Below are 26,444 nucleotides of genomic sequence, written 5' to 3'. Positions count from 1 at the left end.
GTGAGCGCCGACGGCGACGATACGACGCCTTCGCCCTACCTGACGGCGCGCGAAGCGGCCGCCTACCTGCACCTGAACGAGAAGACGCTGTACGCGATGATCCAGGACAGCGGCATTCCGGCCACCAAGGTGACCGGCAAGTGGCTGTTCCCGCGCAAGCTGCTCGACGACTGGCTGCTCGAATCGACGCACGGCGGCGTGCTGGCCGACCGCCTTCTGATCGCCGGCAGCGACGACCCCTGGCTGGCGCACAGCATCGCGCGGCTGGCGCAGCGCGCCGACGACGGCACGCTGATCGCCTACAGCCCCTGCGGCACCCGCCGCGGCCTCGCCCTGCTCGCCCAGCGCCGCGCCAACGCCTGCCCGATCCACTGGGGCGAAGCACACCACGCGACGCGCCGGCACGCGCTGCTGCTGCGCGAATACACCGGCAGTTCGAACTGGGTCATGGTGCAGCTGGCGCTGCGCGAACAGGGCGTCATGCTGTCACGCACGCTGCCCTCCGTCGGCGGCCTGCGCGAACTGTTCGAGCGCCGCCCGCGGCTCATTCAGCGCGGCGAAGGCGCCGGCTCGCAACACTTCTTCGTCCAGGCCTGCACCGCCGCCGGCCTCGCCGCGCCGGAGGCGGTGCAGGTCGCCGCCACCGAGCGCGAAGCCGCCTTCATGGTCGCCAGCGGCGCCGGCGACTGCGCGCCCGGCACGCGGGCTGCCGCCGGCGAGTTCAACCTGCACTTCCTGCCGCTGGGCAGCGAAGCGCTCGACCTCGTGATGCCGCGCACTCTCTACTTCCGCGCCCTGCTGCAGCAACTGCTGGCCGAACTGGCCAGCGACGACAGCCGCGACCTCGCCGCGCGACTGGGCGGCTACGACCTGGCGCCGCTGGGGCGGCTGCGCGAGGCAACGCCGCAGTAACGCGCCTCACCTCGCCGACGCGCTCACAGCGACTTGCCGCACTCCTCGTCGTCCGGCCGGCAGCCCGCGGCCGTACTCTCCTCACCCAGTCCGACCAGTTCGACCGTCAGGATGGAGCCGCGGTCGCGCTCTTCCTTCTGACCGGATGCTGCGGCGCCCTGCCCCTGGTCGGCCGCCTTGTTCGCTTCCGACGGCGGCGGCGCGGCCGGCGGTGCCGCCGGCGCGGCAGCCACCACGGTCGCCGAACCGCTGATCGAGCCGCCGGCGCGTATCGAGTCGCCCAGCACGCGGTCGGCACCGATGGTGATGTTGCCGGACGAGCGGATCGCCGCGTCCAGTGCGATCACCGCGCCCGACGGTGCGAACAGCCGGATGTCCGCATCGCGCACGTCGGGCGACTTCTTCAGCGTGCCGATGCCGGAGCCGGACACCGAATCGCTGATGTCCAGCACCACCAGATCGCCGCGGATGCGCACCTGCGGCGGCGGCGTCGCCGATGCGGTGCGCGAGCCACGACCGGCGTCGATGTCGCCGAAGCTCGACCAGATCTGGATGTCGCCGCCGCCCAGCGTGAACACGCGCGACGGGCCGAGCTGGAAATCGCTGCCGGCGACCGCGTTGATTTCGCCCTCGCCGATGGCGAACACGCCCTGGCGCGACGCACTGGCCGAACTGGCACCGGCACCGGCCACACCGACGTTGATGCTGCCGCCCGGCGCGTAAAGATTCACCGCGCCGCCCTGTTCCGACTTCACCTGGCTGAAGAAGAGGTTGATGTTGCCGGCCTCGTTGGCCTGCGGGAAAGCCGCCTCGATCAGTGCCACGCCCGGCGCATAGCCGTCCTTGCCGGCACCGAGCGCGTCGCCCAGCTTGCCTGCGTAGTTCAGCCCGGCATTGAGCAAGGCCGACAGCAGAGGCTGCTGCGCTTCGAAGAAGCGCTGGCGCTCGGCCGCCGGCTGCGCTGCGAAAGCGGCGATCAGCTGGGCGTCGCTGGTCTGCGGATCGGCGCCGCCGGCGCGCATGTGCTGCACGATCGCGGCATCCAGTTCCTGCATGCGCGCCGCCAGCAATGCGCGCCCTTCGCTGCGGATGCGGACGAAGGTGCTGCCGGCCGGGCCCGCCAGCAGCGTGTCGATAGACGACGCGCCGGACAGCGACAGCATGATGGCATCGAACGGGTCGTTCGATCCGCGCAGCGCAGCCAGCAGCGCCGCGCCATCGAAGCGCGCGCTGCCGGCCTGCACCAGGATGGAAGCGCCGACCTCGTCCAGCCAGGGGTTGTCGTAATTGCCGCGGGTGACGATGCCGAACGAGTTGGCGAGGTCTATGCTGCCGCCAGCCATCACCTCGAGCTTGCCGCGCCCGCCGGTCTGTATGCCTTCGGCCACATTGCTGGCCGGCGTACCGGCCGAGTCGGTCACTGCCGTGAAGGTGATGTCGCCGCCAGCGCGCACGCGCGTCACGTCGCTGTCGCTGAAATGCTGCGAACGCAGGGTCAGGTTCTCGATGTCGCCACCGGCTTCCACCTGCACCGGCTGCGGCGAATTGATCACCAGCGGCAGGTTGGCGCTGACCGCCGGCACACGGATGTCGCCGGCTTCGGCCACCAGCCGCACCGTCTCGACCACGCGGTTGGCGTTCAGGTTGGCATCGTGCGCACGCAGACCGGACACCACGTTCGGATTGGCCAGCTCTACCCAGAAAACATTATTCGCGTTGGCAGCCGGCCGCAGCAGCGAGGGCACACGCGACGGATCGCTGTCGGCGATCTTGATCGACGACACGCCGCCATCGGCAGTGTTGAGCTTCAGGTTGCCCGAGGCGGCCAGCAGCAGGTCGTTATAGACCGCCGGCAGCAGCACCATGCCATTGCCCAGCGTCAGGTCGCCACCCATCGCCACCGCGTTCAGCGAACTCGGCAGCAGCGGCGCGTTGCCCTCCCACAGCGCGAGCGTGCCCCAGGGCAGCGGATTGTTCGCCAGGTCGACCGCACCGCCGAAGCTCAGCAGATCGACGCGGCTGTCGGCGCCGTAGCGGAAGAAGTAGCTCGATCGGTTCGACGTCGTCGTACTGCTCGCCTGCCGCACCGCGGTCGACGACGCGATCGTTTCCAGATTGATGGCACCGGCCGCGGCGAGCTTTGCCGAGCCCTCGCCCAGCAGCAGCACCGAACCGGCGCCATTGCCGCGTGCGCTGTCGAAGGCGCCGCCGGCCTGCGCGGTCAGCACGCCGCGATCCACCATCATGATGGCGCTCGAGATGTCGCCACCGGCACGGATGGCCACGTCGCCGCCGGCCAGTACGGTCAGGTTTGCGGCATCGGGCGCGTTGCCCGCCGTACCCGACAGGCGGCCGTTCGATACCGTGTAGACGCCCAGATTGCGGATGTCCTCGCCGGCGCTGACACGGATGTCGCCGCCGCCGAAGGTCGCCACGCCCTGGCTGAACTGGTCGATGCGCGCATACCAGGTGGTGTTGCGCTGGTTGCTGCCGGACAGGAAGTTGCCGTTGGCGTCGAGCGCGCCCTGGCGCAGCAGCCAGTCGCCGACGATGCCATTCGCTTCGGTCGCAGAAATCGTGCGCTGCGCGCGCACCGCCACGTCGCCGCCGTCGGTCGCGTACTCGGCCTGGCGGTTGCCGGAGCCATTCAGGTTGAGCAGGGTCTGTGTGCCGAATTCGGCACCACGCGCCACCTGATAGCCGGCGGTATAGATCGCCGCGCGATTGCCCAGCACGAGGTCACGGCCGGCGGCGACTTCGATGTCGCCGGCGCCGGTGCGTACCTGGGTGTTGGCGGCCAGCGCCAGGTCGCCACTGTCGGCTGCAGTCAGCGCATCCAGCGTCTGCAGCGACAGCGCATTCGACGCCGACAGGTCGGCGCCGGACGCCAGCCGGATCGACCACGCGGTGTCGCGAGTGCCCAGCGCGAAGCGGCTCTGCGTCAGACCCGAATCGGCGAGCGCACCAAGCACGATGGTCTGGCTGCCCGCATTGAGCCGGCCGAAGCCGTCGCTCAACGTGCCATTGACGTTCAGGTCACCGGCCGCACGCACGGTCAGCGACGCCGCCTCGGTGCCGCCGGAATAAGTGAAATTCGCCAGATCGGTGGCGGCGATGCTGAAGTCGCCTTCGCCGCGGAACTCGATGTGCGGGCGCACGTGATAGCGCGTATCGCCGGCGGCATCGGTCGTCGGCAGACCGAGAGCTTCGCGGGTGGCCGCGACGGCCGCGGTCGTCGTCATCGCAGCGGCGTCGGCGTGCGCCGCCACCATGTTCAGCGTGCTGCCGCCATAGACGCGCGTGCCTTCGACAAACACATGGCGCGCGCCGTCGATCGCCGCCGGCAGGTTGCCGTCGATGGCGACCGCCGTGTTGCCGGTGCGCTCGGCGCGCAGCCACACCTGGCCGTCGCGCGCGGCGCTGGCCTGTTCGACGCCGCCCACCACCTTGGACGTCGTACCGACCGCAATCTGCGCGCCGTCGACGATGCGCAGCCGGCCGCCCTGTGCCGGGCCGCTTTCGCCACCGGCGGCACGCGGACTGGCTTCGAGCACCACGGTGCCGCCTTCGCCACGCGTACCGACCGCTTCGGCCACGTACTCGGTGGCGCGTGCGTCCAGCTTCGCGCCGGCTTCGAGCACCAGGTCGCCAGCGCCGGTCGTCATGCCATCGACGTGGTCGAGCGCGCGCTGCGCCGTCAGTTCGATACGGCCACCGCGCTCGGCGCCCGAAGCGTCCAGCGTGCCGCCGATGGCGAGCGAACCGGCGTCGGCCGAAATCGCGATGGTCTGCGCCTTCACGTTGGCATCGAGGCGGGTGTCGCCGTCGCGCACACGCGCCTGCCAGCTGCGCGTGAACTCGCCGGTCAGCGCAGCGATGCCATCGAGGCTGGCCGCGGCGCGGGTGTCGATCGAGAAGTCGCCGCCTGACGCGCCGCCTGCGGACTGCGCACGCAGCACGCCGGCCGCGACCTCGATGTCGCCTTCCGGCGCGGACAGCGTGACCGATCCGGCGCTACCGCTGCCCGCCGCCGACACATCGACACGCGCGCCGCTGTTCAGCGCGATGTTGCCTGCGCGCGACACGATCGCGACGTCGCCGCCCGGCGTCGTGACCGTCTTGCCCAGATAGTCCTTGGCCGTACCGGCGACGTCGAGCGTGCCACCGCTGGCCAGCTGGATGTCGCCGACCGCGCTGAGGCTGATGCGACCCGACGGCAGCACGATGCGTGAAGCCACGTCGATGCGCTGCGCATCGACAGCGAGCGAGGCGCCGACGCCAGCCTGCACGGTCGATGCCGTGCCGCCGCCCTGGATGGCCACTGCGCCGTCGCTGCCGATGCGCGTGCTGGCGCCGGTATCGGCCGACACCTGCGGCGTGCTGATGGTGAGCGTATCGGCGGCGAAGTGATGGTTGCCGGCGCCGGACAATCGCACGCCCTTCTGCGCATCCAGCGTCACCGCGTCGAAGCCCTTTACTGCAAAGCCGCGCGCGTCGCTGGTGGCGTCCGGCGTCGCACCCAGCACTATCGTCTGCGCATTCACCGCCAGCGTGCCGCTGCCAGCGGTCGCCGGCAGCACGGTCGCGGATGTCGACGAGTTCGTCAGCTGCACCTCGCGCGCCACGATGTGCTGCGTCAGCGCGGCGTTGTCGTGACCGACGATGCCGGCGGCGTCGATGCGCAACAGGTCCAGCGATTCGCTGCCCAGCGTCACGTCGCCATACATGTTCAGGCTGCCGTAGGCACGCAGGGTCAGTCGCGACGGATCGCCCAGTGCGGCCAGCTGCGCATTGTCGAAACGCAGGCCCGGCGCGTCGGCGCCGACCTCGCCGACACTGATGGTCGAGGCGGTCAGCGCCAGCGCCCCGCCTTCGGTCGGCAGCGCGATGACCGCGCCCAGGTTGCGCGTGTCGCGCGTGCTGTCGAGCACCACGCCGCGGCCTTCGATGCGCGCACCGTCCCCCAACACCAGTTCGCCGCGTGCGCCGGTCGGCGCGTCGCGCCCGATCAGCGCGCTGTCGGCGGCGCTGACGCGCAGTGCCGCACCATCGGCGTCGGCGCCGCTGCCGGCGATGCGCAGCGCCTGCACATCCGTCCCGCCGATCGCGCCGCTGGCAGACACCTGGCTGCCCGCCTCCAGCACCACCGAGTCGCGCGCCACCAGCACCAGATCGGGCGCGGTAAGCGCCGGACCGGCCGCGTTGTCGACGCGCACAGTGGACGCCCCGCGTATCAACTGCCCGGCCGCGTCGAACTGTCGTACATCGACCAGCGTGTCGCCGCTGTCCTCGTCGCTGCCGCCGCGCGTGCCACCGAGCACGATGCTTTCCGCATTGAGCGCATTGAGCTGGGCGACCGATACGCCGACCTCGCCGTCGCGCGCACTTGCGCCCTCGCCGAGCAGGGCGAGCGCCTGCGCCGTGATGTCGACCTGGGCACCGCGCGCACCGGTCGCGCGTGTCGTGTCGAGCACGCCGTCGAGCGCCAGCGAACGTCCGACCTGCAGGGACAGGCGACCGGCGTCAGCCGTGCTGCGGCCGTCGTCGAACACGTCGCCGGTCTTCGATATCAGGTATTCGGCGCGCGTGCGCACCTGTTCTCCACTCAGCAGTTCGGCGGTGAAGGCCTTGCCGCTGGTCGTGCTCGAACCGCTCATCGCCTGCGCAGCACGCACGCTGACCTGGGCCGTGCCATCCGGACGCAGCATGGACTGGCCGGCTGCCAGCGATTGGTCGCCCGGCTTCAGCGTGATCAGGAAAGCACCCGGCAGCAACGCGTAGCGAGCTGGCAGCAAGGTGTAGGTGCCGGCCGGCAGGCCGTTCGCCGAGGCGAGTATCTGCACCGCGTCGCCGATCTGCAGGCCATTGGCTTCCTCCGACCAGGCCGACAGGTCGTACGGCGCATAGCCGCTGCCGACGGACGGCACGATGGCGTAAGCGTCCTTCGCGCCAGCCAGGATGTCCTTCGAGCCGCCGCTGCCGGCGATCCATTCCCAGGCCTGCAGATCGCCGCCGCCGGACAGATCGACCAGCGCCTTGGCCTCGCCGTCGGCGGCGTCCCGCAGCACGATGTTGTCGGCGTTCAGCGTGATGCTCTTCTGCGGCGTGCCGTCGAGTTCGATGCGTCCGTCGGTGCCGACCAGATAGAGCCAGTCGCGACCGCTCAGTGCGGTCTGACCGAAGGGCAGCAGCAAGCCGTCGGCCGACACCGACGTGACGCTGCCGGCAGCCAGCTCGACGCTGCCACCGGCAGTCGCCGTGCGCGTGCTGCCGGCGTCGGTCGTCGTGATGGTCTGCGACTGCAGCGATATGTTTCCGAACGGCGCGACCAGGCGACCGTCCTGCACGATGTGCGGTGCTGCCAGCGTCAGCGTGCCGAGCGCCGAATACACCGGACCGGCCGCACGGCCGGACGATTCGACGCGCAGTGTGCCGCTCGCGTTGTTGTGGATTTCGAAGGCATAGTTCGACGCCGAGGTCGGATAGACCTGGGCCGCACGCAGCGTAAGGTCGCCGCTGGTGACAAGGCGCGCGCCGTCGCTCAGATAGGCCGGCGAAGCGCTGGCACGCAGGTCGCCCTGTGCGGCCAGCGTCACCTTCGAAAAGCGGCTGGCCGCCAGATTGCCGGCCACGTTGATCAGATCGGCCGACAGCGTGAGCGTGCCGTCACTGGCCTCGACCGCGGTCGGCCGGGTGTGGTTCTGCTGCACGCGGCCGACATTGGTCCAGTCGAGCACCGCGGCCGACAGCTTCACGTCTGCCCCGTTGGCACCGGCGATATTGGCCGCGTCGAGCACCATGCGGCCGGACACGGCCTGCGTCACGTCCTCGCCGAAGCGCAGCGTGCCGGCGTTGCCGCCATTGCCGCGCACCGCCAGCGTCAGGTCGGCGATGCCGCTGCCGTCCAGTGCGTCGAGCGCGAACACGCCGCGCCCGGCATAGGTCGCCGGGCTCGGTACCGCACCGGGTAAGAAAGCGGCCGAGCCACTGTTGCCCGACTGCACGATGTCCAGCGTGCGCGGGCCGGTCAGCGCCGGCGGCAGCGACAGCAGATCGCCCCAGTTGTTGCTGCCCTGGTCCAGCGTCACCGACAGCGCGCCGCCGTAGGCATTCGCCCCGCCCGCTTTCGCGGACAGCAGTGGATCGGCGTACAGACCTTCGCGCGCATTGAGCGCAATCAGGCCGCCGGACGAATCGATGCGGGTCGGCGTCAGCGTGCCCAAGGAACCGATGCGTTGGGTCAGCACCGCGCTGCTGCCGTCGGCGCGCAGTTCCGCGCCTTCCTGGATCACCAGATAGCCGCGCCGTGCCGCGATGTCTATCGTGCCGCCGCCGTACAGAGTGCCGTCGACGTAGGGGATATTCGGCGTGGCGACGAAGGTGCCGCTGACGTCCAGCTTCGCGCTTGGCGCGACGAAGATGGACGCGCCGTAATAGATGTCGTCCTGCTGCGGCTCGGCCATGCGCAGCGCGATGCGGCCGCCGGGGGCCGTGAGCTGGCCGGCGACTTCGAGGCTGCGATTGGCGTTCAGTTCGATCTCACCGCCGGCATCGACGGCGATCCGCGTGCCTTCATGCACCCGCACCGTGCCCAGCAGATCCGATGCCGACTCGAACGCCAGCCGCATGCCCTCGTCGCGGAAGGCGCGCGGCATGATGGCCAGCGTGCCGAGCCCGTCGAGCGATGTGCGCGATGCGCTGCCGACGCCATCGATCGCACGGGTCACGAGCTGCGGAGTCAGACTGAGCGCTGCACCCTCGCGCCCCAGTTCGACCAGATTGCCACCGGCCACCGTGATGTCGCCGAAGCCATAGGCGGAGAACAGCGTCGGCGACAGGTAGAGCGTGTCGCCTTCGAGTCGGGTGTCGCCGCCGTCGATGGCCACCGCGGCGCTGCGCAGCGAAAGCGTGCCGCTGTCGCCGCTGCGCCCCTGCAGGCTGGCAGCGTAGGCACTGACGCGGCCATCGAGTTGCAGGTTGCCGGTGTAGGAGCCGACCGTGGCGCCACTGCCGAAGTCGCCGCTGCCGACCTCGAAGCCGGCACCGAGTGCGACGGTGCCGGCATCGCCGAGCGAAGTGCGGCCGGCCACGGTCTGCCAGGCGCCGGCCGAGGCGTCGATCTCGGCTCCGGCGCTCAGCACCAGATCGTTATCGGCGTCGAGCGTAACGCTGCCGCCGTCCTTCGCGACATAGCCGCTTGCCGTGCTGCGCGTATCGCGCTGCCACTGGCCGGCGGTAGAGATCGATGCCTTGCTGCCGACCACGATGTTGCGGTCGACGCGCGGTGCGCTGTCGACCAGGCCATCGGTGTCGAACCTGACGGAGCCGCCGGCGGCACTGATGCGGCCATTGATCGTGAAGTCGGTGCCGCTGATCGCCAGGCGGCTTCCGTCGCTCCACTTGCCGTCGGCGCCGCGCAGCGCAGTCGGGCCCAGCGTCAGGCTGACGTCCTCGGGCAGCACGACGCTGCCGGCGCCGCTCAGATCGAAGCTGCCGACACCGGCCGCGAACCAGTCGCTGCGCACCCACAATTCGTCCGGTTGCGCGCCGTCGGCGCTCAGCGTGCGCGAGGTCGTGGACGTGACAAAGCGCGTGTCCTGCGCCTGCACGCCACTGATCAGACGCAGCTCCAGATCGATGCGGCCGGCCTGCGGCGAGCCGGTGACTTCTGACTTGCCCGGGCCGAGCCAGCGCGTACCCAGTTCGCGCTGCGTGATGCCCACGGTGCGCTCGGCCTTGACCGCGCCGTCCAGTGCCATGCCGAAGGCGGTCACCTTCATTTCACCGGCGTCGCGGCCCTCGACCACTTCGGCCACGCTGCGCGTGCGGTCCACGGTGCCGGTATAGACGCGGTCACCGACAGCCTTCTCGACCGCCTGCGTGCGGCCGTCGGCCGACTGCACCAGCGTGTAGTTCACCTCGCCGGCGCGGTAGGTCACGGTGCCGCCCGAAAGATCGATGCGGCTGCCGGAATGGGTCAGCACGTCGCCCTGCGAATGGGCGACGAACTGGCCGCCGCTGGTCATCTTCTCGTCCAGAGTGCGCTCGATGCCGCCGATGTAGCCACCGATGTCGAACAGCTGGGTGCCGCTGCGCGTATCGACCCAGATTTCCTTGCCGAACAGCTTGCGGCCGTAGGCGGCGTCGCGCAGCAATGGCGAATCCTTCACCTCGTCGCCGCGCAGTTCGACGCGCACGATTTCGCGATCGGCATCGGCCACCGCGTTCAGGCCGGCGAGGTCGATCACGCTGCCCGCGCCGATATAGATGCGCGAGCCGCTGTCGCGCTGCGGCAGCGTCTGCGCCGCCGAGCGCGGATCGGCTTCGGCGGTCATGCGCAGCAGGCCGGACGGCGCACGCAGCGTCACGCCGACGCCGTCAGCACCGGCGTCGGCCAGCACGACGGTGTGGCCGTACAGATTGATTTCCGAGCGGCGGAACAGCGCGTCGTCGCGCGCCGTCTGGGCGCGCGACGCTTCGTCCGGCGTCACCTCGATCACCGCCCCGGCCGCCAGTTCGATGCTGCCGGTACGCTGACCGATGGGCACCTGCGAGCCCTCGGGCAGCGCTGCCGCGTCCGGGAACATCGCGTCGACCAGACGGCCTTCGACCGAGTCGCGCGCCTTCAGGAAAACGGTGCCGTTCAGCGTGACCGACGTCGTTGCGCGTGCCGCACCGCCATGACGGATGTTGAGACCGACCAGCGTGATATTGCCGCGGTCGGACAGCAGTTCCGACGCCTTGTCCGTGGTCACCGTGCCACCGTTGTCGACTTCGACCAGGAAGCCGCGCAGGCGGCTGTCCAGCGGGTCGGCGATATACACCTTCTCGCCGGCCGCCAGCACCACCTGGCCCTCTTCCGCCTCGATGCGCGCATCCGGCAGCGCGGCGCGCTGCGCCGGCGTCAGCGGCGAATCGATCGTGGTATCGACGTCGGCGCCGACCCGTACGTTCGGCGCGGCCAGCAGCACGCGGCCGTTCTTCGCCGCCAGCAGCCGGGCGCCGCGCGCCACCGTGATGTCGCCGGTCGCGCGGCCAGCGTAGCCGCCCTCGCTGAAAGGCGCCAATGCGGCGGCCGTGGAGCCGAGCGAATTGAGCGCGCGCTCCATCAGTTCGTCGTTCAGCTTCAGCGACGAACCCACCAGGCCACCGACGTCGACGAAGGCGTTCGGGCCGAACAGGATGCCGGCCTGATTGAAGATGAACACCTGGCCGCTTGCGGTCAGCGAGCCGTTGATTTCGCTGCGCGGCCCGCCCGGCAGTACGACGTTGACCGCACGCATCGAACTGCTGGCCTGATCGAAGTGCACCGCATGGCCGCGCGCGATGTCGAAGCTCTGCCAGTTCAGCAGCACCGGATTGCTGCTGTGCTGGGTGATGGTCATGCGACGGTCCGACACATTGATGCTGGCCGAGCCGGGCACCGCCACCGCCGAACCGGGCGATCCGACCACCGGCGCCACCGGCAGGTTGCGATTGGCCTGCGCCGGTCCGCTCAGCGCGGCGGCGACGGCGGCCGCCAGCACGCCGGTCTTCAGCGCACGGCGTGCGCGCTTGCCACGCGCCTTGACCGTTTCGGCCACCGGCACCCAGGTGTTGCTCAGCTCATTGAATACCAGACGGTAGCGATCGCGGTTCATGTCGTGCTCCTGTGGCCCGCTGACGAGGGGCCGTCGTGTTCAGTGTCGGCATCGCGCATGACGCGACGATGACCCGGACGGCACGGCATTCACCGCACCGTGACCGGATGGGCAGATGCGGCTGCGTCAGAATTCGTAGGCCAGCTTCATCAGCAGGCGCTGGTCGCCTTCGCGCGTACGGCCGACCGCGCCATCGCGCAGCGCGTAGGCCCAGTCGGCGTGCAGCTTCCAGCCGCCGGGTGCGTTCGCACGCAGGCCCAGCCCGGTACTTTCGAGCGCTGCACGCGGGTTCTGGCCGATGAAGGCCTCGCGGGTGCGCAGGCCGGCCCAATCGTAGAAAAGCAGCGCCGACAGGCCGAAGGCGTCGTCGAAGAACAGGCGCGTCGGCGTCGCCAACTCCAGCCGCACGCGCTCACCCTCGTCGCCGAGGCGCTCCGATTCGAGATAGCCGCGTACCGAGTCGAAACCGCCGGCCGAGAACTGTTCGCTGTTGATCAGCGGGTCGCTGCTGCGCTGCACGTCGATGCGTCCGCTGGCCACCCAGCCGTCGGCGAAGGGCATGGCACCCTCGATCTCGAAGCGCGACACGAAGAAGGACGGACGCGCGCCGAAGCGGCGGCACTCGAACTGCTCGGCCTGCACGCCGTTGCAGTCGATGATGCGTTCGTTCATCGCATTCGAGCCGACGTTGAGCGTGGCGCCCAGGCGCAGTCGCGCGCCGGATTCGAAGGGCAGCGTGATGCCGTACTGGCCCGACAGCACCCAGTAGCGCACCGGCTGGCTCAGCGAGAAGGCGGTGCCGGCAATGCCCAGCGTGTCCTGATCGTTGTCCTTGTAGTCGGCGCCGACGCTGATCGAGTGGATGAAGCCCAGACCCCGGTCAGGAAGCGGCCGCACGTAGCGGAAGCCGGCGGTGTCGCCGGTGCCGAGCGAGGTGGTGTCGAACTGGGTCGGGATGTTGCTGTTCGACTTCGCGTAGTAGGCGGCGATGATGCCCTCGCCCAGCGGCGCCGAGTAATTCAGGCCCCACACCTCGACCTGCTCGCGGTCGCGCGGCGACACGAAGTAGGTGATGCCTATAGAGTGACGGCGCTGCCACAGATTGTCGTAGCGCATCGACGCCTCGATGCGTCCGGCATCGGTGTCGGCGCTGCGCTTGTTGTTCAGTTCCACCGAACCGTGGAAGGGATTGTCGTCCTTCAGCCGCAGTTCGACCGCGACCGAACCGGGCACACGGCCGGGCTGCAGCAGCGGCGTCACCGTCAGGTCCGGATTGCGCCCGAGGCGGCCGAGATCGGCCTGCACTTCCGGGAAATGCGGCACCTCACCCTCGGCCAGCGACGGCGCGGCGTCCTTCACGCGGCTGGGCAGCGTGTATTCGGCGCCGGTCACGCGCAGTCGCTCGACACGGCCCTCGGTCACCTCCAGCTTCACCACGCCGGTGGTGATGGCCTGCTCCGGTATGCCGACGGCAACGGTCAGATAGCCGGCGTCCTGGTAGGCCTTTTCCAGCGCGGACACCGCCGCGTTCACATCGTCGGCCGTGCGCTTCTCGCCGAGGAAGGGATAGACCGCGCGCTCGATCGCTTCGGCCGGAAGCACGGTGTTGCCGTCGATCTCGAATTCGTAGATGTCGAAGCGGGCTGTCTCGCCCGCGGCCTCGGGCGTCCGTGCCGATGCGGTACCCAGACAGAAGGCCAGTGCGAACAGCAGTGAAAGGCGTTGGATGGCAGCGATGTGCATGGATGCCGGAAAGGACGTGGCCACCTGGGCCGATCAATGGAACGGCCCGCCAGGGGCGGGCCGCGGTGCAACGGGCGTCCGCACGGCATGTGCCGCGCGGACGGGTGCTGCTTAGTTGCCGAAGAACTTCAGCGGGCTGCAGGTGTTGGCTTCGCGGGTGAACTTCGACACGAAGCGGTCCGCGTAGCGCACGCCGTTGCCATCGACTTCGCTGCCGTTGGCGTCGGTCAGGCCGGCGAAGAACTGCGGCAGCGACGCGAACGCGTTCGGCGTGCTGACCTGGACACCGGTGTTCTCGAAGTTGCCGGTGAAGCGCGGCGAGCCGGCGCGCTTGACGATCTCGTCCGCGAACGCCTTCTGCACGCCGGCGATGGCCGGCACGGTGTCGCCCTGTTCGTTGGTGACCGGCACCGAACGGTCCTGGATCGACAGTTCGACTACGAAGTCGTAGCGACCCTTGATCAGGTTTTCCTTCGACGGGAAGATGCCAGTGGCGTTGGCTGACGGGGTCTGGGTGGCGGCGTTGTAGGTGCCGACGCCGTCCAGGTTGCGGAAGCTCCAGCCGTTGGTGCTGGTGTAGGAATCCAGCGACAGCGTGGCGATCGCCTTGACCGGGCCGGTCGAGGAGAACGGCACCTTGAAGGTGTTGGTCTTCTGCTCTTCCGGATCCCACGACGTGAAGGTGTAGTCGGTGCCGTTGTTGGCCGCCTGCATGCACGAACGGACGTTACCCGACGACGAGTTCTCGATCACGGTGTAGCCAGCCGACGGATCGATGATGTAGGGATCGGCCGCGGTGCCGGAGCCTGCAGTCTTCCAGCCGAAGCTGGAGGTCATGCGGGCCGGTTCGACGAAGCCACCCTCGTTTGCCGCGCACGGGAAGTTGCCGAAGAACCAGTTGTACGAGGTCTGGGTGCCCGAACCTTCGACACGGCGGCACACGACCACATCGCCGGACAGCGACGGATCGACCTGATCCCAGGTGGCGATCTGACCGTTCAACATCGCACCGTAGGTCGAACGCGAGAAGAAGGTCGTGTCCGGCACGGTGTTGGTGGCGGCCAGACCCATCATGAGCTGGTTGACCGGCTGCACGCGCATGCGCGCCACTTCGTCCGGCGACAGCGCGGGCGTGTCGTTCTCGGTGTTCAGCGGGCCGGCGAACATGGCCGGCTCGACGTCGGATACGCCAAAGTCGATCACCAGACCGGCGTTGTTGGCGGCGGCGTGGTTCGGCTCGCCCGGGTCGGTACCGACCACGGCGCAGCTGAACGGCGAGGCCTTGGTGCCGGCGCCGCTGGTGCAGTTGTTCACGTCGATGGTCTTGACGCGCTGCGCACGGGCCACCGGGTTCACGCCAAACACCGAGCCGCCGGCAGAGCGCTTGATGAACAGCACGCGGGTGCCGTTGGTCACGCCCGGCACGCCATTCGCAGCACCGGCAAACGCACGGTAGTTCGGCGCGACGTAATAGGTGATGCCGGTCAGCACGCCTTCGGCGATGTCGTTCAGGAAGTTGTCGGGGGCGGTTGCGCCACCGAAGTACACCACCTGGTGGGCGACGCCGCCGATATTGACGGTGCCGGCGGCGAAGGACGAACCCGCGGCCATCATGGCGCAGGCGAATGCGAGGGACTTCAGCTTCATGGTCTGTCTCCGTGACAGGTCGCGCGCAGCGGCGCGACCTTCAGTGCGATAGGGGAAGGATCAGGCGCGGCGGCGGGCGGCGAAGCCGATCAGGCCGAGACCGGCCAGCAGCATCGCGTAGGTTTCCGGCTCGGGCACGACGGCGATCTGCAGGCGGTACTCGCCGGTGTCGCCGAGATAGACGCGTGCAGTGACGGCCTGATCGGTGGCGCCGAGCAGTTGAGCAAAACCGCCGAGACTGGTGTTGGACAGCGGCGACGCGCCGCGAACGACGTACATGTCCATCGTGTCGCCGATGCTGCCGAAGCTGGCGTAGGCGTTGTTCATGCTCGGCGCAACGTTGCCGGCGAAGGCGGTCAGGTCTTCGATGGTCGTGACGCGGTAGCCATCGACCGTCTGATCCAGATTGTTGTGCGTGCCACCCTGGCTGTTGGCATCGGTGTATGCGGCGAACTGCGAAACGGCACCGTTGATGGTGTTGGTGCGCACGCGAGCCGCCGGATCATTGGCGACGGTCTGCACGATGCGATTCACGCCCGAGTTCTCACCCGACCACACATTCCACAGCACGCCGTTGGTACCACCGGACAGCGCCAGGAAGCTGTCGAAGCCGGTCAGCGCGGCATCGAACACGATGCCGGTCGAGAAGCCGTTGCTCAGGTAGGTAGAAGTGGCGGTCAGCTGGGCGGCGTTGTTGTTGGTCTGGTTGCCATTGCCGATCAGGCTGTCCATCTTGACGTTCGAACCGAAGGCGCTGTTGAAGCCGGCGTCTGCGAGGTCGTAGGTGTAGCCGACGTTGCCGACGTAAGCGGTGAATACCAGCTCGGTGTTGCCGGTCGAGGAACCGACGATACCGGCGCTGGCGGCGCCCGACATGCCGATGGCAGCGACGGCGGCCAGCAGTTTCATCTTGAACATATGAATCTCCTTGAAGAATTTCGTGGGTGGAATCCGGCGTCCGCCGAACCTCCCTGCTCCACGAGGAAGCGGGGTGAATCGTGCGGGGGGTGCGTTACATGCACCCGCTGCCCGGCGGAAAAATTGATGATCCGATCGGACTATGTGCTGTAAAAAAATCCGTCCTCGGGTACCGGGCGCAAGGTAGTCAGCGCAGGTGACGAAAACATTTCAGGTGGGGCGCCGATTCGTAGTCCGAACGGGCCATGCCGCGTAGTCCGAGCGCTGGAGAACCCCACCGGCAAAAGGTTTGGGCGATGGGCCGTCGCGAACCGAAAGGCGCGAAAATCATGTGCAGGTGCAGCAGCAAGGACGATGCGACCGCCGTCAGCGCGCGGCCGACGGGGCAGTGCCGATGCGCGTTTCGTCGAGCCGGTCGCGCCAGGTTTCGACCAGGTTTTCGAGCTTGACGCGACCGATCTGGGTGAAGGGCTCGCCCTGTGCGGTGCGTTCGCCCAGCGTGCGGTCGCGCCAGCGGTCCAGCATCTCGATACCGGTGCGATAGAGGGCGACGTTGTCCTGCGTGCACTGGTCGAGGCGGCTGCCGAGCTGGCCGGCGCGGGCCTGCGTCTGTTCGAGTTCGCGCGCCGTGGTGGCGAGCGTGTTGCGCGTGTCGCCGAGATCGCGCTCGCGCTCGGCCAGACGGCTGGCCGTCTGTTCGTGACGGGCGGTCAGCGCGCTGTGGGCAGCGCGCAGTTCGTCCAGCTCCCGCTGCGCCTGATCGAGCTGCTTCTGTACGCTGCGGGCGCGACGACGCGCGGACTGCGCCTCCTCGCCGAGCTTTTCCAGTTCGGCCCCCTGCGTCTTTTTCAGCGACTGCAGTTCGGCGGTCGCGGCCTGGCGCTGCTGCTGTTCGGCCGCCAGCGCCTGCTGCAGTTGCTGGGCCTGCGCGCGCAGGCGACGCAGCTGTTCCTGTTCGCGCGACGCGTTCTGCGCCAGCGCAGGGCCGGCGGCAAGCAGCAGCGCACATGCGATCAGCGGCATCTTCATCGTCAGAACCTCACGTTCATGTCGACCATGACGGTGTCGACCTCGTAGCGCTGTCCGGCGATGACGGCGGGGTCGTAGGTCATGCCCTGTATGTTGCGCGCTGAGTACCAGCGCAGACCGACCGCGGTATCGCGGTAGAGGCCGTAACTGCCGCCGAGCACGAAACCCTTCAGGTTGGTGCCGCCGAGGCCGAAGTCGGAGTCAGTGAAGCCGTCGATCAGCGCATCGGAGCCGATGTACTTGTAGGAGGCGAACACCTGCCAGTCGTCCGCCAGCCGCACCGACGGCATGCCCACCATCAGGCGCACGTGATACGCGGTGTCCTTGCCGTCGGTCAGGTTGAGACCGGTGCGGCGCAGGATGTCGCCACGGTCGAAGCCGGTGTTCTTGACGTATTCGGCGGACAGCAGCACATGCACCGGATCGAAGTGCGCAAGATCGGCGGTCGCGGTCAGCACCCAGGGTTCGAACTTCGACGCTAGACCGTAGATCGGCGTCGTCTCGCCGAAGGCGGCACCGGCACCCGGGTTGGTCAGCACCAGCGTGTTGCCCTTCTGACGCAGCGCCGACGAGTGCTCGTAACGACCGTAGCCGGGCAGCGGACCGATCGCATCGAAATTGGTGTCGGTGCGTGCCTCGATGCGGCTGTAGTGATACTTCGCCAGACCCACGCGCAAGCGGGTCGAGCTGCTGAGGTCGTACTCGGCACCGATCTGACCGCCGGCCAGCCATTGCTTCTCGGCGTTCGGCGGATTGTCGGCGCGCAGCGGGAACCAGCCGGCGGTGGCGAACGGACGCAGCGACTGCGTCGGCGTCACGTTGCGCAGGTTCACCGCCACGCCGTCGAAATTCAGATCCTCGTCCCACACCAGATCGGTCGAGAACCAGGGGTTGGGGATGCGACCACCGCTGACCGAAGCCCATTCCACCGGATCGAACTTGATGTAGGCGCGATCGACCAGGAAGCTGTACTTGTTGAAGCCGCTGCCCAGGGTCTGGTTGGTCGATACGCGGTCGGTCACGTTGCCGGTGGTGAAGCGCAGGCCAGCGCTCACCGTGTCGTTGATCTTGGCCAGCACGCCGAGACGGGCCCGCAGACGCAGGCGATTCACGTCGTCGGTCGCGTTGCCGGTGGGCAGACCGTTGTCGTCCAGATCGACGCCGGCAGGAAAGCGCGTCGCGAACGGGTAGTCGGTGTTCAGCGCGGCCGGATTGCCCGCCGCACCGGGCGCAAAACCGGCGATCGGCGTATTGCTCTTCGGGAAGCTGTCGTCCTGATAACGCACGCGCAGATCGCCCTCGATCTTGATCCGCTCCGTCCACTCCGGAATCGCGTTCGGCGCCGCCCAGCCTTCGGTGCGCGCCTGCGCCAGCACTTCCTGCTTCAGCTGTTCGCGGATCTCCGCCTTCACCGATTCCGGCACGTACTGCACGCGCACGGTGCTGTCCTTCTTCGCCTTCGCCGCCGTCTTCGCAGCCTTGGCTTCGGCCGCCTTGATCAGTTCGTCGGCCTTCTCGCGGGTGAGCACGCCGGTATCGACCAGGGCGTCGATCAGGTTCATCGTGGTCTGGCGCAGGGTGTCGATCGATGCGCCTTCGTTCGCCTGCGCGGGCAGTGCGAACAGCGCGGCGAGCGCGAGCGTGGGCAGGGCTTTCTTCATCACTTCGGTTCCGGAGTGTCGTGTATCGGGTGGTTCAACCGGTCATCCGGTTGGTGATGCGCAGGCGTATCGGCTGCGGCATGTCGGACGGCGGCGCGTCGCGGAAGGCGCGCATCTGCGCCAGTGCGGCAGAGAGCGCGGCGTCGGACTTGTCGTCGCCGGTGCTGTCCACCAGTTCGGCGCGCCGCACGCTGCCGTCGCGGCCCAGCCAGATGGCCACGGTGACGCGGTAATCGAGCAGCTTCACTTCGCGGTTGCGCGCCAGCTCCTCCTGGATGTGGCGCTGCAGCGCGTTGGTGAAGAAGGCGTACTGCATGCGGTTGGGCTTGGCCGGACCTCCGCCTATCGTGGTGCCGACGTCGCCGCCCTTGTATTCGCTGGTGACGCTGCCGGCGGCGAACGGGCTCGGGCCGTCGCCGGCCGCACCTTCCATCTTCAGCTGCTCGGCCTGCTGCGGCGGCGCCTCGACCGGCTTGGGCTGCTCGACCTTCACCTCCTTCATGTCCTTCGGCGGCTCCGGGCGCTTCTCTTCCTTCGGTGGCGGCGGAGGCGGCGGCGGGGTATCCGGGATGATGGAAATCTTCGTCACCTGGCGCGTCGGTGCCGACGGCTTCGAGAACAGGTCCTTCAGCCACATGCCGGCCGCGACCAGCAGCGCAATGCCGGCCAGCAGCGCGACCAGACGCAGCACGCGCGCGCCGCGCGACAGGTCGACGGAATCTTCGGCCAGCACGCTCATCAGGTACCGATCCGCGACGTGATGAGGCCGACGTTCTGGATGCCCATGCGGTTCACCAGGTCGACCACCTGGATGACGCCGTTATAGGGCGCGCGCGCCTCGCCACGGATCATCACGCTGAACTTCGGATCGCGCGCGCGCGCCGCATTGAGCTGGCCCTCGAGCTGGTCAAGCGTGACGCCGACGCCATTGACCATCAGCGCGCCGCTTTCCATCACCTGCACGATCTTCACTTCGTGCTGTTCGGTGCTCGGCTTGTTCGACGGCTTGGGCAGCGTCATCGTCAGCCCCTGCACACCGGCGGTCGTCATCAGGATGAACACGACCAGCAGCACGTAAGCCAGATCCAGCATCGGCGTGACGTTGATCGAGTCGTAGGGCTTCGCCTCTGTATTAATCTGCATGAGCGCGCATCCTCAACCGGCGACCTTCTTGGTCACGAGCCCGACTTCGGTGATATCCAGCCGCTTGCAGATTTCCAGCACGGCCGACACCTTCTCGTAGTGCGCGGCGGCGTCGCCCTTGAGCACCACCGGCAGCGCCGGGTTGGCGCTCTTGTACTGGCCGAGCCGCGCTTCGAGCGTGGCCATGTCGACCGGGTAGGCGTCGAGGAACACGTCGCCGGCGGCGGTGATGGTGATGGCCTTGGTCTGCGGTTTGGCGAGCGAAGACACGGTCTGCGTCTGCGGCGCCTCGACCTTGATGCCCTGCACCGAGGCGGTGGTCATGATGATGAACACCACCAGCAGCACGTAGGCCAGGTCCAGCATCGGCGTGACGTTGATTTCGTCGTAGGGCTGGTTGTCGTCCTTGACGTCGGCGGACATGGGCGGGCCTGTGCCTAGCGGCCGTGAACTTCGGCGACGCGGGTGATGAACTCGTCGACGAAGATCTGCATGTCGGCGCTGATGTTCTTGATGCGCGACGCGAGGTAGTTGTAGCCGAACAGCGCCGGAATGGCGACGGCAAGGCCGGCCACCGTGGCCAGCAGCGCGGCGGCGATGCCCGGCGCGATGGCGTTCACGTTCACGTCACCTGCAGCGGCGATCGCGGCGAAGGTGATCATGACGCCGACCACGGTGCCGAGCAGGCCGAGGAAGGGGCCGCCGGAAATGGCGATGGTCAGCAGCACCATCTGCGAGTTGAGCTTGTGCGACTCGCGCACCAGATCGGCGTCGATCGATGCCTTGATCGCGTCCATCGACGCACCGGTCAGGCCGGCCGCCTCGCCCTGCGCGTCGAAGCGCTTGCGGATTTCGCGCAGGCCGGCACCGTACAGGCGGAACAGCGACGAGCTCTTGTGCGTGGCGCCCTGGTCCAGCTTAAGGAAGTCGTTGCTGGCGCTGCGGAAACGTTGCAGGAAGGCGCGGTTGTCGCCGTCGATGCGACCGACCAGCATGGCCTTGGCGATCATGACCCAGCAGCTGATGACGAACATGACGGCGAGGATGACGATGACCACCCAGGCGTCGACCGTGAGGTTGTCGATCAGGATGCCGAAATAGTTGTGGCCACCCTCTTCGCCCTCGGCCGCGTCTTCGCGCACCGTCACGAAGGTTGCGTCGGCGCCCTGCCCGGCCGCGGCCAGCTTGATCCAGTCGGCACTGCGCGTCGTGTTCGCCAGTTGCAGCTCGTCCAGTTCGCCGCTGTAGGCGTCACCGATCACCAGTTCGGCCTGTTCGGCCGGCAGCGTCGCGTCGGCCGAGGCGACCGCCTGGCCGTCAACGTAGAGCGTCGCCTTGCCGCCGCCGACCGTTGCCGCGACGTGCTGCCAGGCGCCCGGCTTCAGCGCGCCGCCGGCGACACGGGTGGCGCCGACGTTCAGCACATAGGCGCTGTCCTCGACTTTCACCGTCAGCGTGCCCTGCGCGTACAGCGTGGCCTGTTGCGCTGCCGCCGGCTTGATCCAGGCCGACATCGTCCACGCGCCGCCGGCGGTGGTGGCCAGTTGCGGCGCGGCCGGCACGCGCAGCGCGCTGCCGTTGAAGATCGCCGCGTCGCCCAGCAGCGCCGCTTTCTGCAGCGTGACATTGCCGGTTGCGGTCAGCGCGTTGGCGGACGCATCGGCCAGCGGTGCCGCTTCGGCGAACTGCCACACGCCGACGGTCGAGCCGTCCCAGGTCGCCTTGCTGTCCGGCACGCCGCCGACGGCAGCGTTGCCGAAATAGGCATACAGCGTCGTGCTCTGGCCCGGCGCGATCAGCGGCACCTGTACCCACACGACTGCCAGTTCGTTCAGGCTGTCGTAGCGCTCGACGTGGTGCTTCAGCACCGTCTTGTCATCGCCGGCGACGAAGCGCAGGTCGGAGCCGTCCTCCTTCGCCGCAGTGAAGTCAAAATTGCCGCTGTGCAGCCGCACCGCGACCGGCACCGACGACTGCGGCGCAGTGATCGCCACGCCGGTGGCGGAGGTGTCGAGCGTGATGGTGCGGCGGGCGGTCCACGCCTCGTCCCACCAGGCGTTGGCAAAAGAAGGGGCGAGCGCCAGCAGGGCGCCAAAGGCAATGATGTTTTTCATGGCAGGCAGGGAAAATTTCAGGCCGGATTCTCACGGCCCAAGGTGTCCTTGCCATGACATGAAATATGGGGATGGATAGTCCGAACGGACTATCGAAGCTTGCGCATCGATGCTGGACGCGGCACGGGACCAGTCTGGCGGCCCTCTCAGATCCCCGGCTCCGGCGACCGGTCAGGCACCCCCTTGTAGGAGCGGTCCTCTGACCGCGACGCAGCGGTTGCAGTCCACCGGCTCCGATACCGGCTTATGTCTTGGTCATAAGACTCCTCCCACGGAATCACGGCTTCGGTGGCGGATCGAGCGCACCTCCTGTAGGAGCGGTCTTCTGACCGCGACACGGCGGTTGCAGTCCCCAGCCTCCGATACAGGCCGCCGTCGCAGTCAGAAGACCGCCCGCACAGCGAGCGCCGCCGGACGCGCGTGAATCAGCTTACTGACCGCCAAGCAGCGGATGCGCGGCCTCCGGCCTCAGCACCTCCGCATCCCACCCGAACACCTCTGCCAGCCGCTCGAAAGCCGTGCCCGGCCCGCAGCGCAGGTCGATGCCGGCGCCGCTGAGCGGGTGACGGATATGCATATATATACAGGCGAGCAGCAGCCGCGACTCGCCGCACAGGCCGGCGACGTAGCGGTTGTGCGCGCCTTTGCCATAGGTCGCGTCGCCGATGACCGGATGGGCGATGTGCTTCATGTGGCGGCGGATCTGGTGGGTGCGGCCGGTCAGCGGCATCGCCTCGACCAGCGCGTAGCGGCTGCTCGGGTAGCGGTCGATCGCCACCGGCATTTCGGCCACGGCCAAGCGCCGGTAGCGGGTGACGGCCGGCTGCGCCGCCACCGGTTCGGCGCCCTCGCGTGCGCCGCGCGGGTCGATCGCGTCGTCGATGCGGCGCAGCGGGTGGTCGATCTCGCCCGACTCCGGCGGGTGGCCGCGCACCACGGCGAGATAGCGCTTGGCCGGCAGGTGCTGCGCGAACTGCTGCGCCAGCGCGTGCGCCGACACGGCGTCGAGCGCGAACACCAGCACGCCCGAGGTGCCGCGGTCCAGCCGGTGCACCGGCCACACGCGCTGCCCGATCTGGTCGCGCAGCCGCTGCACCGCGAACTCGGTTTCGTGGCGATCGAGCGCCGTGCGATGCACCAGCAGGCCGGACGGCTTGTCGATGGCGATCATGACCTCGTCGCGGTACAGGATGTCGAGCATGGAGACGTCCGCTTTCATGGAGCCGCGGATCATGCACCAGCAGGTCGAGGAATGACACGGGGAATCGATGTAAACCAAAGTGATATGTCAAAGAAATGCCCGGCATGAACCTTGTCCATGATCAACATGAACATGCCCATGCCGCGGCACCATGCATCCGTCCGGTTCCCGCGGGCGTGCCCCGGCTGACTGCGCTGTCGCAGCGTGCGCGGCGCATGTCGCTGACCGGCCACACCACCCATCCGAGGTCGCCCAGAAAATGCACTTCACGCCCGCCCCAGCCTTGCCCGACGAGGCCGAAAGACTCGCCGTGCTGGCCGAGTACGCCATCCTCGACACCGACGCCGATCCGCTGTACGACGACTTCGTGCTGCTGGCCACCCGGCTGTGCGGCACGCCGATGGCCTATATCAGCCTGATCGACCACGACCGCCAGTGGTTCAAGGCGCGCACCGGTGGCGGGCCTGACGAAACGCCGCGCAGCATTGCGTTGTGCAGCCACGCGATCGCGCAGCGCGAAGTGTTCGTGGTCGAGGATACGCACGCCGACGCGCGCTTCGCCGGCAATCCGCTGGTCACCGGTGCGCCGCACATCCGCTTCTACGCCGGTGCGCCGCTGGTGACGCCGGAAGGTCATGCGGTCGGCGCGCTGTGCGTGGCCGACCACGTCGCACGCCAGCTCAGCGCCGGGCAGATCGAATCGCTGGCCGCACTGGCGCGTCACGTCGTGTCGCAGCTCGAACTGCGTCGCGCCACGCTGCGTCAGGAGCGCACCCGGCGCGCACTCGAAGCGTCGGAACGCCGCCTGCGCGACATGAACGAACATCTCGAAGAACGCGTCGCCACGCGCACGCTGGAACTGCGCCAGCTCAACGACGATCTGGCCGCCTTCGGCTACTCGTGCGCACACGACCTGCGCACGCCGCTGCGCGCCATCGACGGCTTCTCGCGCATCCTGCTGGAAGAGGCGGCGGCCAGCCTGAACGACGAACAACGCCTGTATCTGGACCGCATCGTCGCCAACACGGTGCGCATGGGCGAGCTGATCGACGCCATCCTCGACTTCTCGCGCATCGGCAGCAAGTCGCCGCAGGTGCAGCGCATCAACCCGGCCGCGCTGGTGCGCGAGGTGGTCGCCTCGCACCCGGGCTACCGCGACGACAAGCGCGTCAAGGTCGACATCGGCACGCTGCCCGACACGCTGGCCGACCCGGTACTGTTCCGCCAGGTGTGGCAGAACCTGATCGACAACGCGCTGAAATTCTCGCGCGCTCAGCCGCGCAGCGAAGTGACGGTGGAAGGCTGGATAGAGCCGGGACGCGCCTGCTACGCGGTCAGCGACAACGGCCCCGGCTTCGACCCGTCGCAGGCGCACCGGCTGTTTCGCGTTTTCGAACGCCTGCATCCGGCGACCGAACATCCGGGCGTGGGCGCGGGTCTGGCCATCGTGTCGCGCATCGTGTCACGCCACGGCGGGCGCATCCGCGCCGAGTCACCGCCGGGCGGCGGCGCCCGCTTCATCATCGAGATGCCGCTGGCGCGCGCCGTAGCGCTCACCCGCGCGGCCGAGCCGGAAACGGTCGCTGCCTGAAGCGGCCCCACCTGACGCGAACCGGCGGACGGTGCTAGATTGACGGCACCATCCAGCGGGAGGTGAGTCATGACTGATGCACGCACGTGTGAATACGTCGTCGACCTGACGAATCATTCCAACCGCCTGCGGCTCGAATCCGCCGTGCCGGGGCGTCCGATGAAGGTGGTGGTGCGCGACCCCGCGCATCCGGACGGGCCGGCAATTCACGGCACCGGCCTGCTCAGCGCCGACGGCCGCAGCTTCGCCATCGACATCCCTACGTCGTCGGGGCTGCACCATCAGACCTGTGACTGGGCCAAGCTGAGCGCCGAACTGAACACCTATTCCGAGTTCGATTGAAGCAAGCGGACGCGACTGCGCGGCTCAGCGCTCGCGTCGCCCGTCCGGCAGCCCGAGCGCGCGCCAGCCGTCGATGCCCAGCTTGTGCAGCGTTTCGATATTGCGCTCGTAGATGCTTTCCGCCTCCGGGAAGGCATCGACCGCGCGCGTGACGCTCGCCTCGCGCAACAGATGTATGGTCGGAAACGGCGCGCGATTCGTGTAGTTGCCGATGTCGTCCGGCTCGGTTTCGGCGAACTGCCACTGCGGGTGGAAAGCGGCGACCTGGATCACGCCTTCGTGGCCCTGCTCGCTGACGGCCTCGTCGACGATGTCGAGGAAGTCGTTGAAATCGAGGAAATCGCCGAGCAGCGAGGCGTGCATGATCAGCGTGGTATCGACCTGCTGCGGATCGGCCGCGGCGAGAAAGTCGATTTCGCGGTCGATGTCTTCGAGCAGACCGTCGAGGTGCTTTGCCTCGCTCACCACGTAACGCACCTGCTCCTTCACATACACCGCCTTGGCGAACGGGCACAGATTGAGCCCGATGACCGCCTTCTCGATCCAGTCACGGGTGGCGGCGATGATTTCGTCCTTGTTCATCAAACAGAATCTTCCAGCAGGAATTGTTCGACCGGGGCGGTCTGCGCGATGTCCATGAACATCGGCGCATGACCGACACCGGGCATCTCCAGCGTGCGCGCCTTCGGGCCGCGCTCGCCCATCTGCATCAGCGTGTCGTGCGTCAGCAGGTCGGATTCTGCACCGCGCACGCACAGCGTCGGGCAGCGTATCGCGTCATACAGGTTCCACAGTTCGATGTCGCCGAGGAACTGCATGGCGGCCAGCGGTTTGCCGATGTCCGGGTCGTAGCCCATTTCGAAACCGCCTTCCGCCGTCGGCCGCGTCACGTGCACGGTCAGGTGGCGCCACTGCGCGTCGGTCAGCGGGCCGAAAGGCGCGCTGACGACGCGAATGTAGCGCTCGGCCTCGTCCAGCGACGCGAACTTCGGCGCCTTGCCCACGTATTCGGCGATGCGGCGCAGGCTGACCGCAGTGACTACCGGACCGACGTCGTTCAGCACCATCCGCGTGACCGGCGTCTGCGGCAGCGCGGCCAGCGCCATGCCGATCAGCCCGCCCATCGAGGTACCGAACCAGTGCACCTGCTCGACACCGAGGCGGGCGATCAGCGTCACCATGTCGCCGACGTACTGTGGAACACCATAGCCGGAAGCGTCCGGCAGCCAGTCGCTGCGACCGCGCCCGACCACGTCCGGGCAGACGACGCGGTAATGCTGCGACAGTCGCTGCGCAAGGAAATCGAAATCGCGGCCGACCCGGGTCAGTCCGTGCACGCACAGCAGCACCCGCGGATTGCCCGGATCGCCCCACTCGGCATAGGCCATCCGGTGCAGCCCCTTCGGGTTGGCACACTGCACGTGCAGCAGCCGCGGCTGTTCGCTCACCCGCGCCCGCCCGAACCACCCCGCCACCTTGTCGATCACGCCCATGTCGCCCCCT

General features: G+C 68.3%; 16 protein-coding genes. 3 read left to right on the top strand and 13 right to left on the bottom strand.

What is annotated here, in order from left to right; genetic code table 11:
* A complete protein-coding gene (locus tag WJU27_RS20870) occupies window positions 1-912 on the top strand; it encodes a helix-turn-helix transcriptional regulator (protein ID WP_341423312.1) in 912 nt (303 codons plus the stop codon).
* A gap of 23 nt (window positions 913-935) precedes the next feature.
* Here WJU27_RS20870 and WJU27_RS20865 read toward each other — a convergent pair whose 3' ends face one another.
* The 11 genes from WJU27_RS20865 to WJU27_RS20815 all read right to left on the bottom strand — a co-directional run bounded on the left by WJU27_RS20865 (window position 936) and on the right by WJU27_RS20815 (window position 23,026).
* Entirely contained in the window at window positions 936-11,552 is a 10,617-nt protein-coding gene (locus WJU27_RS20865; RefSeq protein ID WP_341423311.1) for a filamentous haemagglutinin family protein, read from the bottom strand.
* 126 nt (window positions 11,553-11,678) lie between these two features.
* Window positions 11,679-13,295, bottom strand: coding sequence for a ShlB/FhaC/HecB family hemolysin secretion/activation protein (locus WJU27_RS20860; protein WP_341423310.1), 1,617 nt, complete (start codon window positions 13,293-13,295; stop codon window positions 11,679-11,681).
* Window positions 13,296-13,406: 111 nt separating this feature from the next.
* Entirely contained in the window at window positions 13,407-14,942 is a 1,536-nt protein-coding gene (locus tag WJU27_RS20855; protein ID WP_296807450.1) for a hypothetical protein, read from the bottom strand.
* Between the two features lie 60 nt (window positions 14,943-15,002).
* Window positions 15,003-15,860, bottom strand: coding sequence for a PEP-CTERM sorting domain-containing protein (locus tag WJU27_RS20850; protein WP_296807447.1), 858 nt, complete (start codon window positions 15,858-15,860; stop codon window positions 15,003-15,005).
* 366 nt (window positions 15,861-16,226) lie between these two features.
* Window positions 16,227-16,889, bottom strand: a complete 663-nt coding sequence (locus WJU27_RS20845) for a hypothetical protein (protein WP_341423309.1) — start codon at window positions 16,887-16,889, stop codon at window positions 16,227-16,229.
* A gap of 2 nt (window positions 16,890-16,891) precedes the next feature.
* Entirely contained in the window at window positions 16,892-18,550 is a 1,659-nt protein-coding gene (locus tag WJU27_RS20840; RefSeq protein WP_341423308.1) for a putative porin, read from the bottom strand.
* A 34-nt stretch (window positions 18,551-18,584) separates the two neighbouring features.
* Window positions 18,585-19,289: a TonB C-terminal domain-containing protein gene (locus tag WJU27_RS20835; protein WP_341423307.1), complete on the bottom strand. Its 705-nt coding sequence runs from the start codon at window positions 19,287-19,289 to the stop codon at window positions 18,585-18,587.
* Window positions 19,289-19,693, bottom strand: a complete 405-nt coding sequence (locus WJU27_RS20830; protein WP_341423306.1) for an ExbD/TolR family protein — start codon at window positions 19,691-19,693, stop codon at window positions 19,289-19,291. Before WJU27_RS20830 ends, WJU27_RS20835 begins: the two co-directional genes overlap by 1 nt.
* A 12-nt stretch (window positions 19,694-19,705) precedes the next feature.
* On the bottom strand, window positions 19,706-20,116 hold the full coding sequence (locus WJU27_RS20825; protein ID WP_019917086.1) for an ExbD/TolR family protein: 411 nt from the start codon (window positions 20,114-20,116) through the stop codon (window positions 19,706-19,708).
* A gap of 14 nt (window positions 20,117-20,130) precedes the next feature.
* Window positions 20,131-21,807 carry a DUF2341 domain-containing protein gene (locus tag WJU27_RS20820; protein WP_341423305.1) on the bottom strand — a complete coding sequence of 559 codons (1,677 nt, stop codon included), beginning with the start codon at window positions 21,805-21,807 and terminating at the stop codon, window positions 20,131-20,133.
* Window positions 21,808-22,237: 430 nt separating this feature from the next.
* Window positions 22,238-23,026, bottom strand: coding sequence for a pseudouridine synthase (locus tag WJU27_RS20815; RefSeq protein ID WP_341423304.1), 789 nt, complete (start codon window positions 23,024-23,026; stop codon window positions 22,238-22,240).
* A 241-nt stretch (window positions 23,027-23,267) separates the two neighbouring features.
* On the opposite strand from WJU27_RS20815, the gene WJU27_RS20810 reads away from it, so the two are divergent.
* Together WJU27_RS20810 and WJU27_RS20805 are read left to right on the top strand one after the other, a co-directional pair.
* Window positions 23,268-24,599 carry a GAF domain-containing sensor histidine kinase gene (locus tag WJU27_RS20810; protein WP_341423303.1) on the top strand — a complete coding sequence of 444 codons (1,332 nt, stop codon included), beginning with the start codon at window positions 23,268-23,270 and terminating at the stop codon, window positions 24,597-24,599.
* A gap of 69 nt (window positions 24,600-24,668) precedes the next feature.
* On the top strand, window positions 24,669-24,941 hold the full coding sequence (locus WJU27_RS20805; RefSeq protein WP_341423302.1) for a hypothetical protein: 273 nt from the start codon (window positions 24,669-24,671) through the stop codon (window positions 24,939-24,941).
* A 24-nt stretch (window positions 24,942-24,965) separates the two neighbouring features.
* On the opposite strand, the gene WJU27_RS20800 is transcribed toward WJU27_RS20805, so the two are convergent.
* Together WJU27_RS20800 and WJU27_RS20795 are read right to left on the bottom strand one after the other, a co-directional pair.
* A complete protein-coding gene (locus WJU27_RS20800; protein ID WP_296807418.1) occupies window positions 24,966-25,523 on the bottom strand; it encodes a DUF1415 domain-containing protein in 558 nt (185 codons plus the stop codon).
* Complete coding sequence (locus tag WJU27_RS20795) at window positions 25,523-26,434, bottom strand: alpha/beta fold hydrolase (protein WP_341423301.1); 912 nt, start codon at window positions 26,432-26,434, stop codon at window positions 25,523-25,525. Before WJU27_RS20795 ends, WJU27_RS20800 begins: the two co-directional genes overlap by 1 nt.
* Window positions 26,435-26,444 lie beyond the last annotated feature (10 nt).

Origin of the sequence: Methyloversatilis sp. NSM2 (assembly GCF_038066675.1) — a bacterium.
GTDB lineage: Bacteria > Pseudomonadota > Gammaproteobacteria > Burkholderiales > Rhodocyclaceae > Methyloversatilis > Methyloversatilis discipulorum_A.
This window is presented reverse-complemented; position numbering and strand designations above follow the sequence as displayed.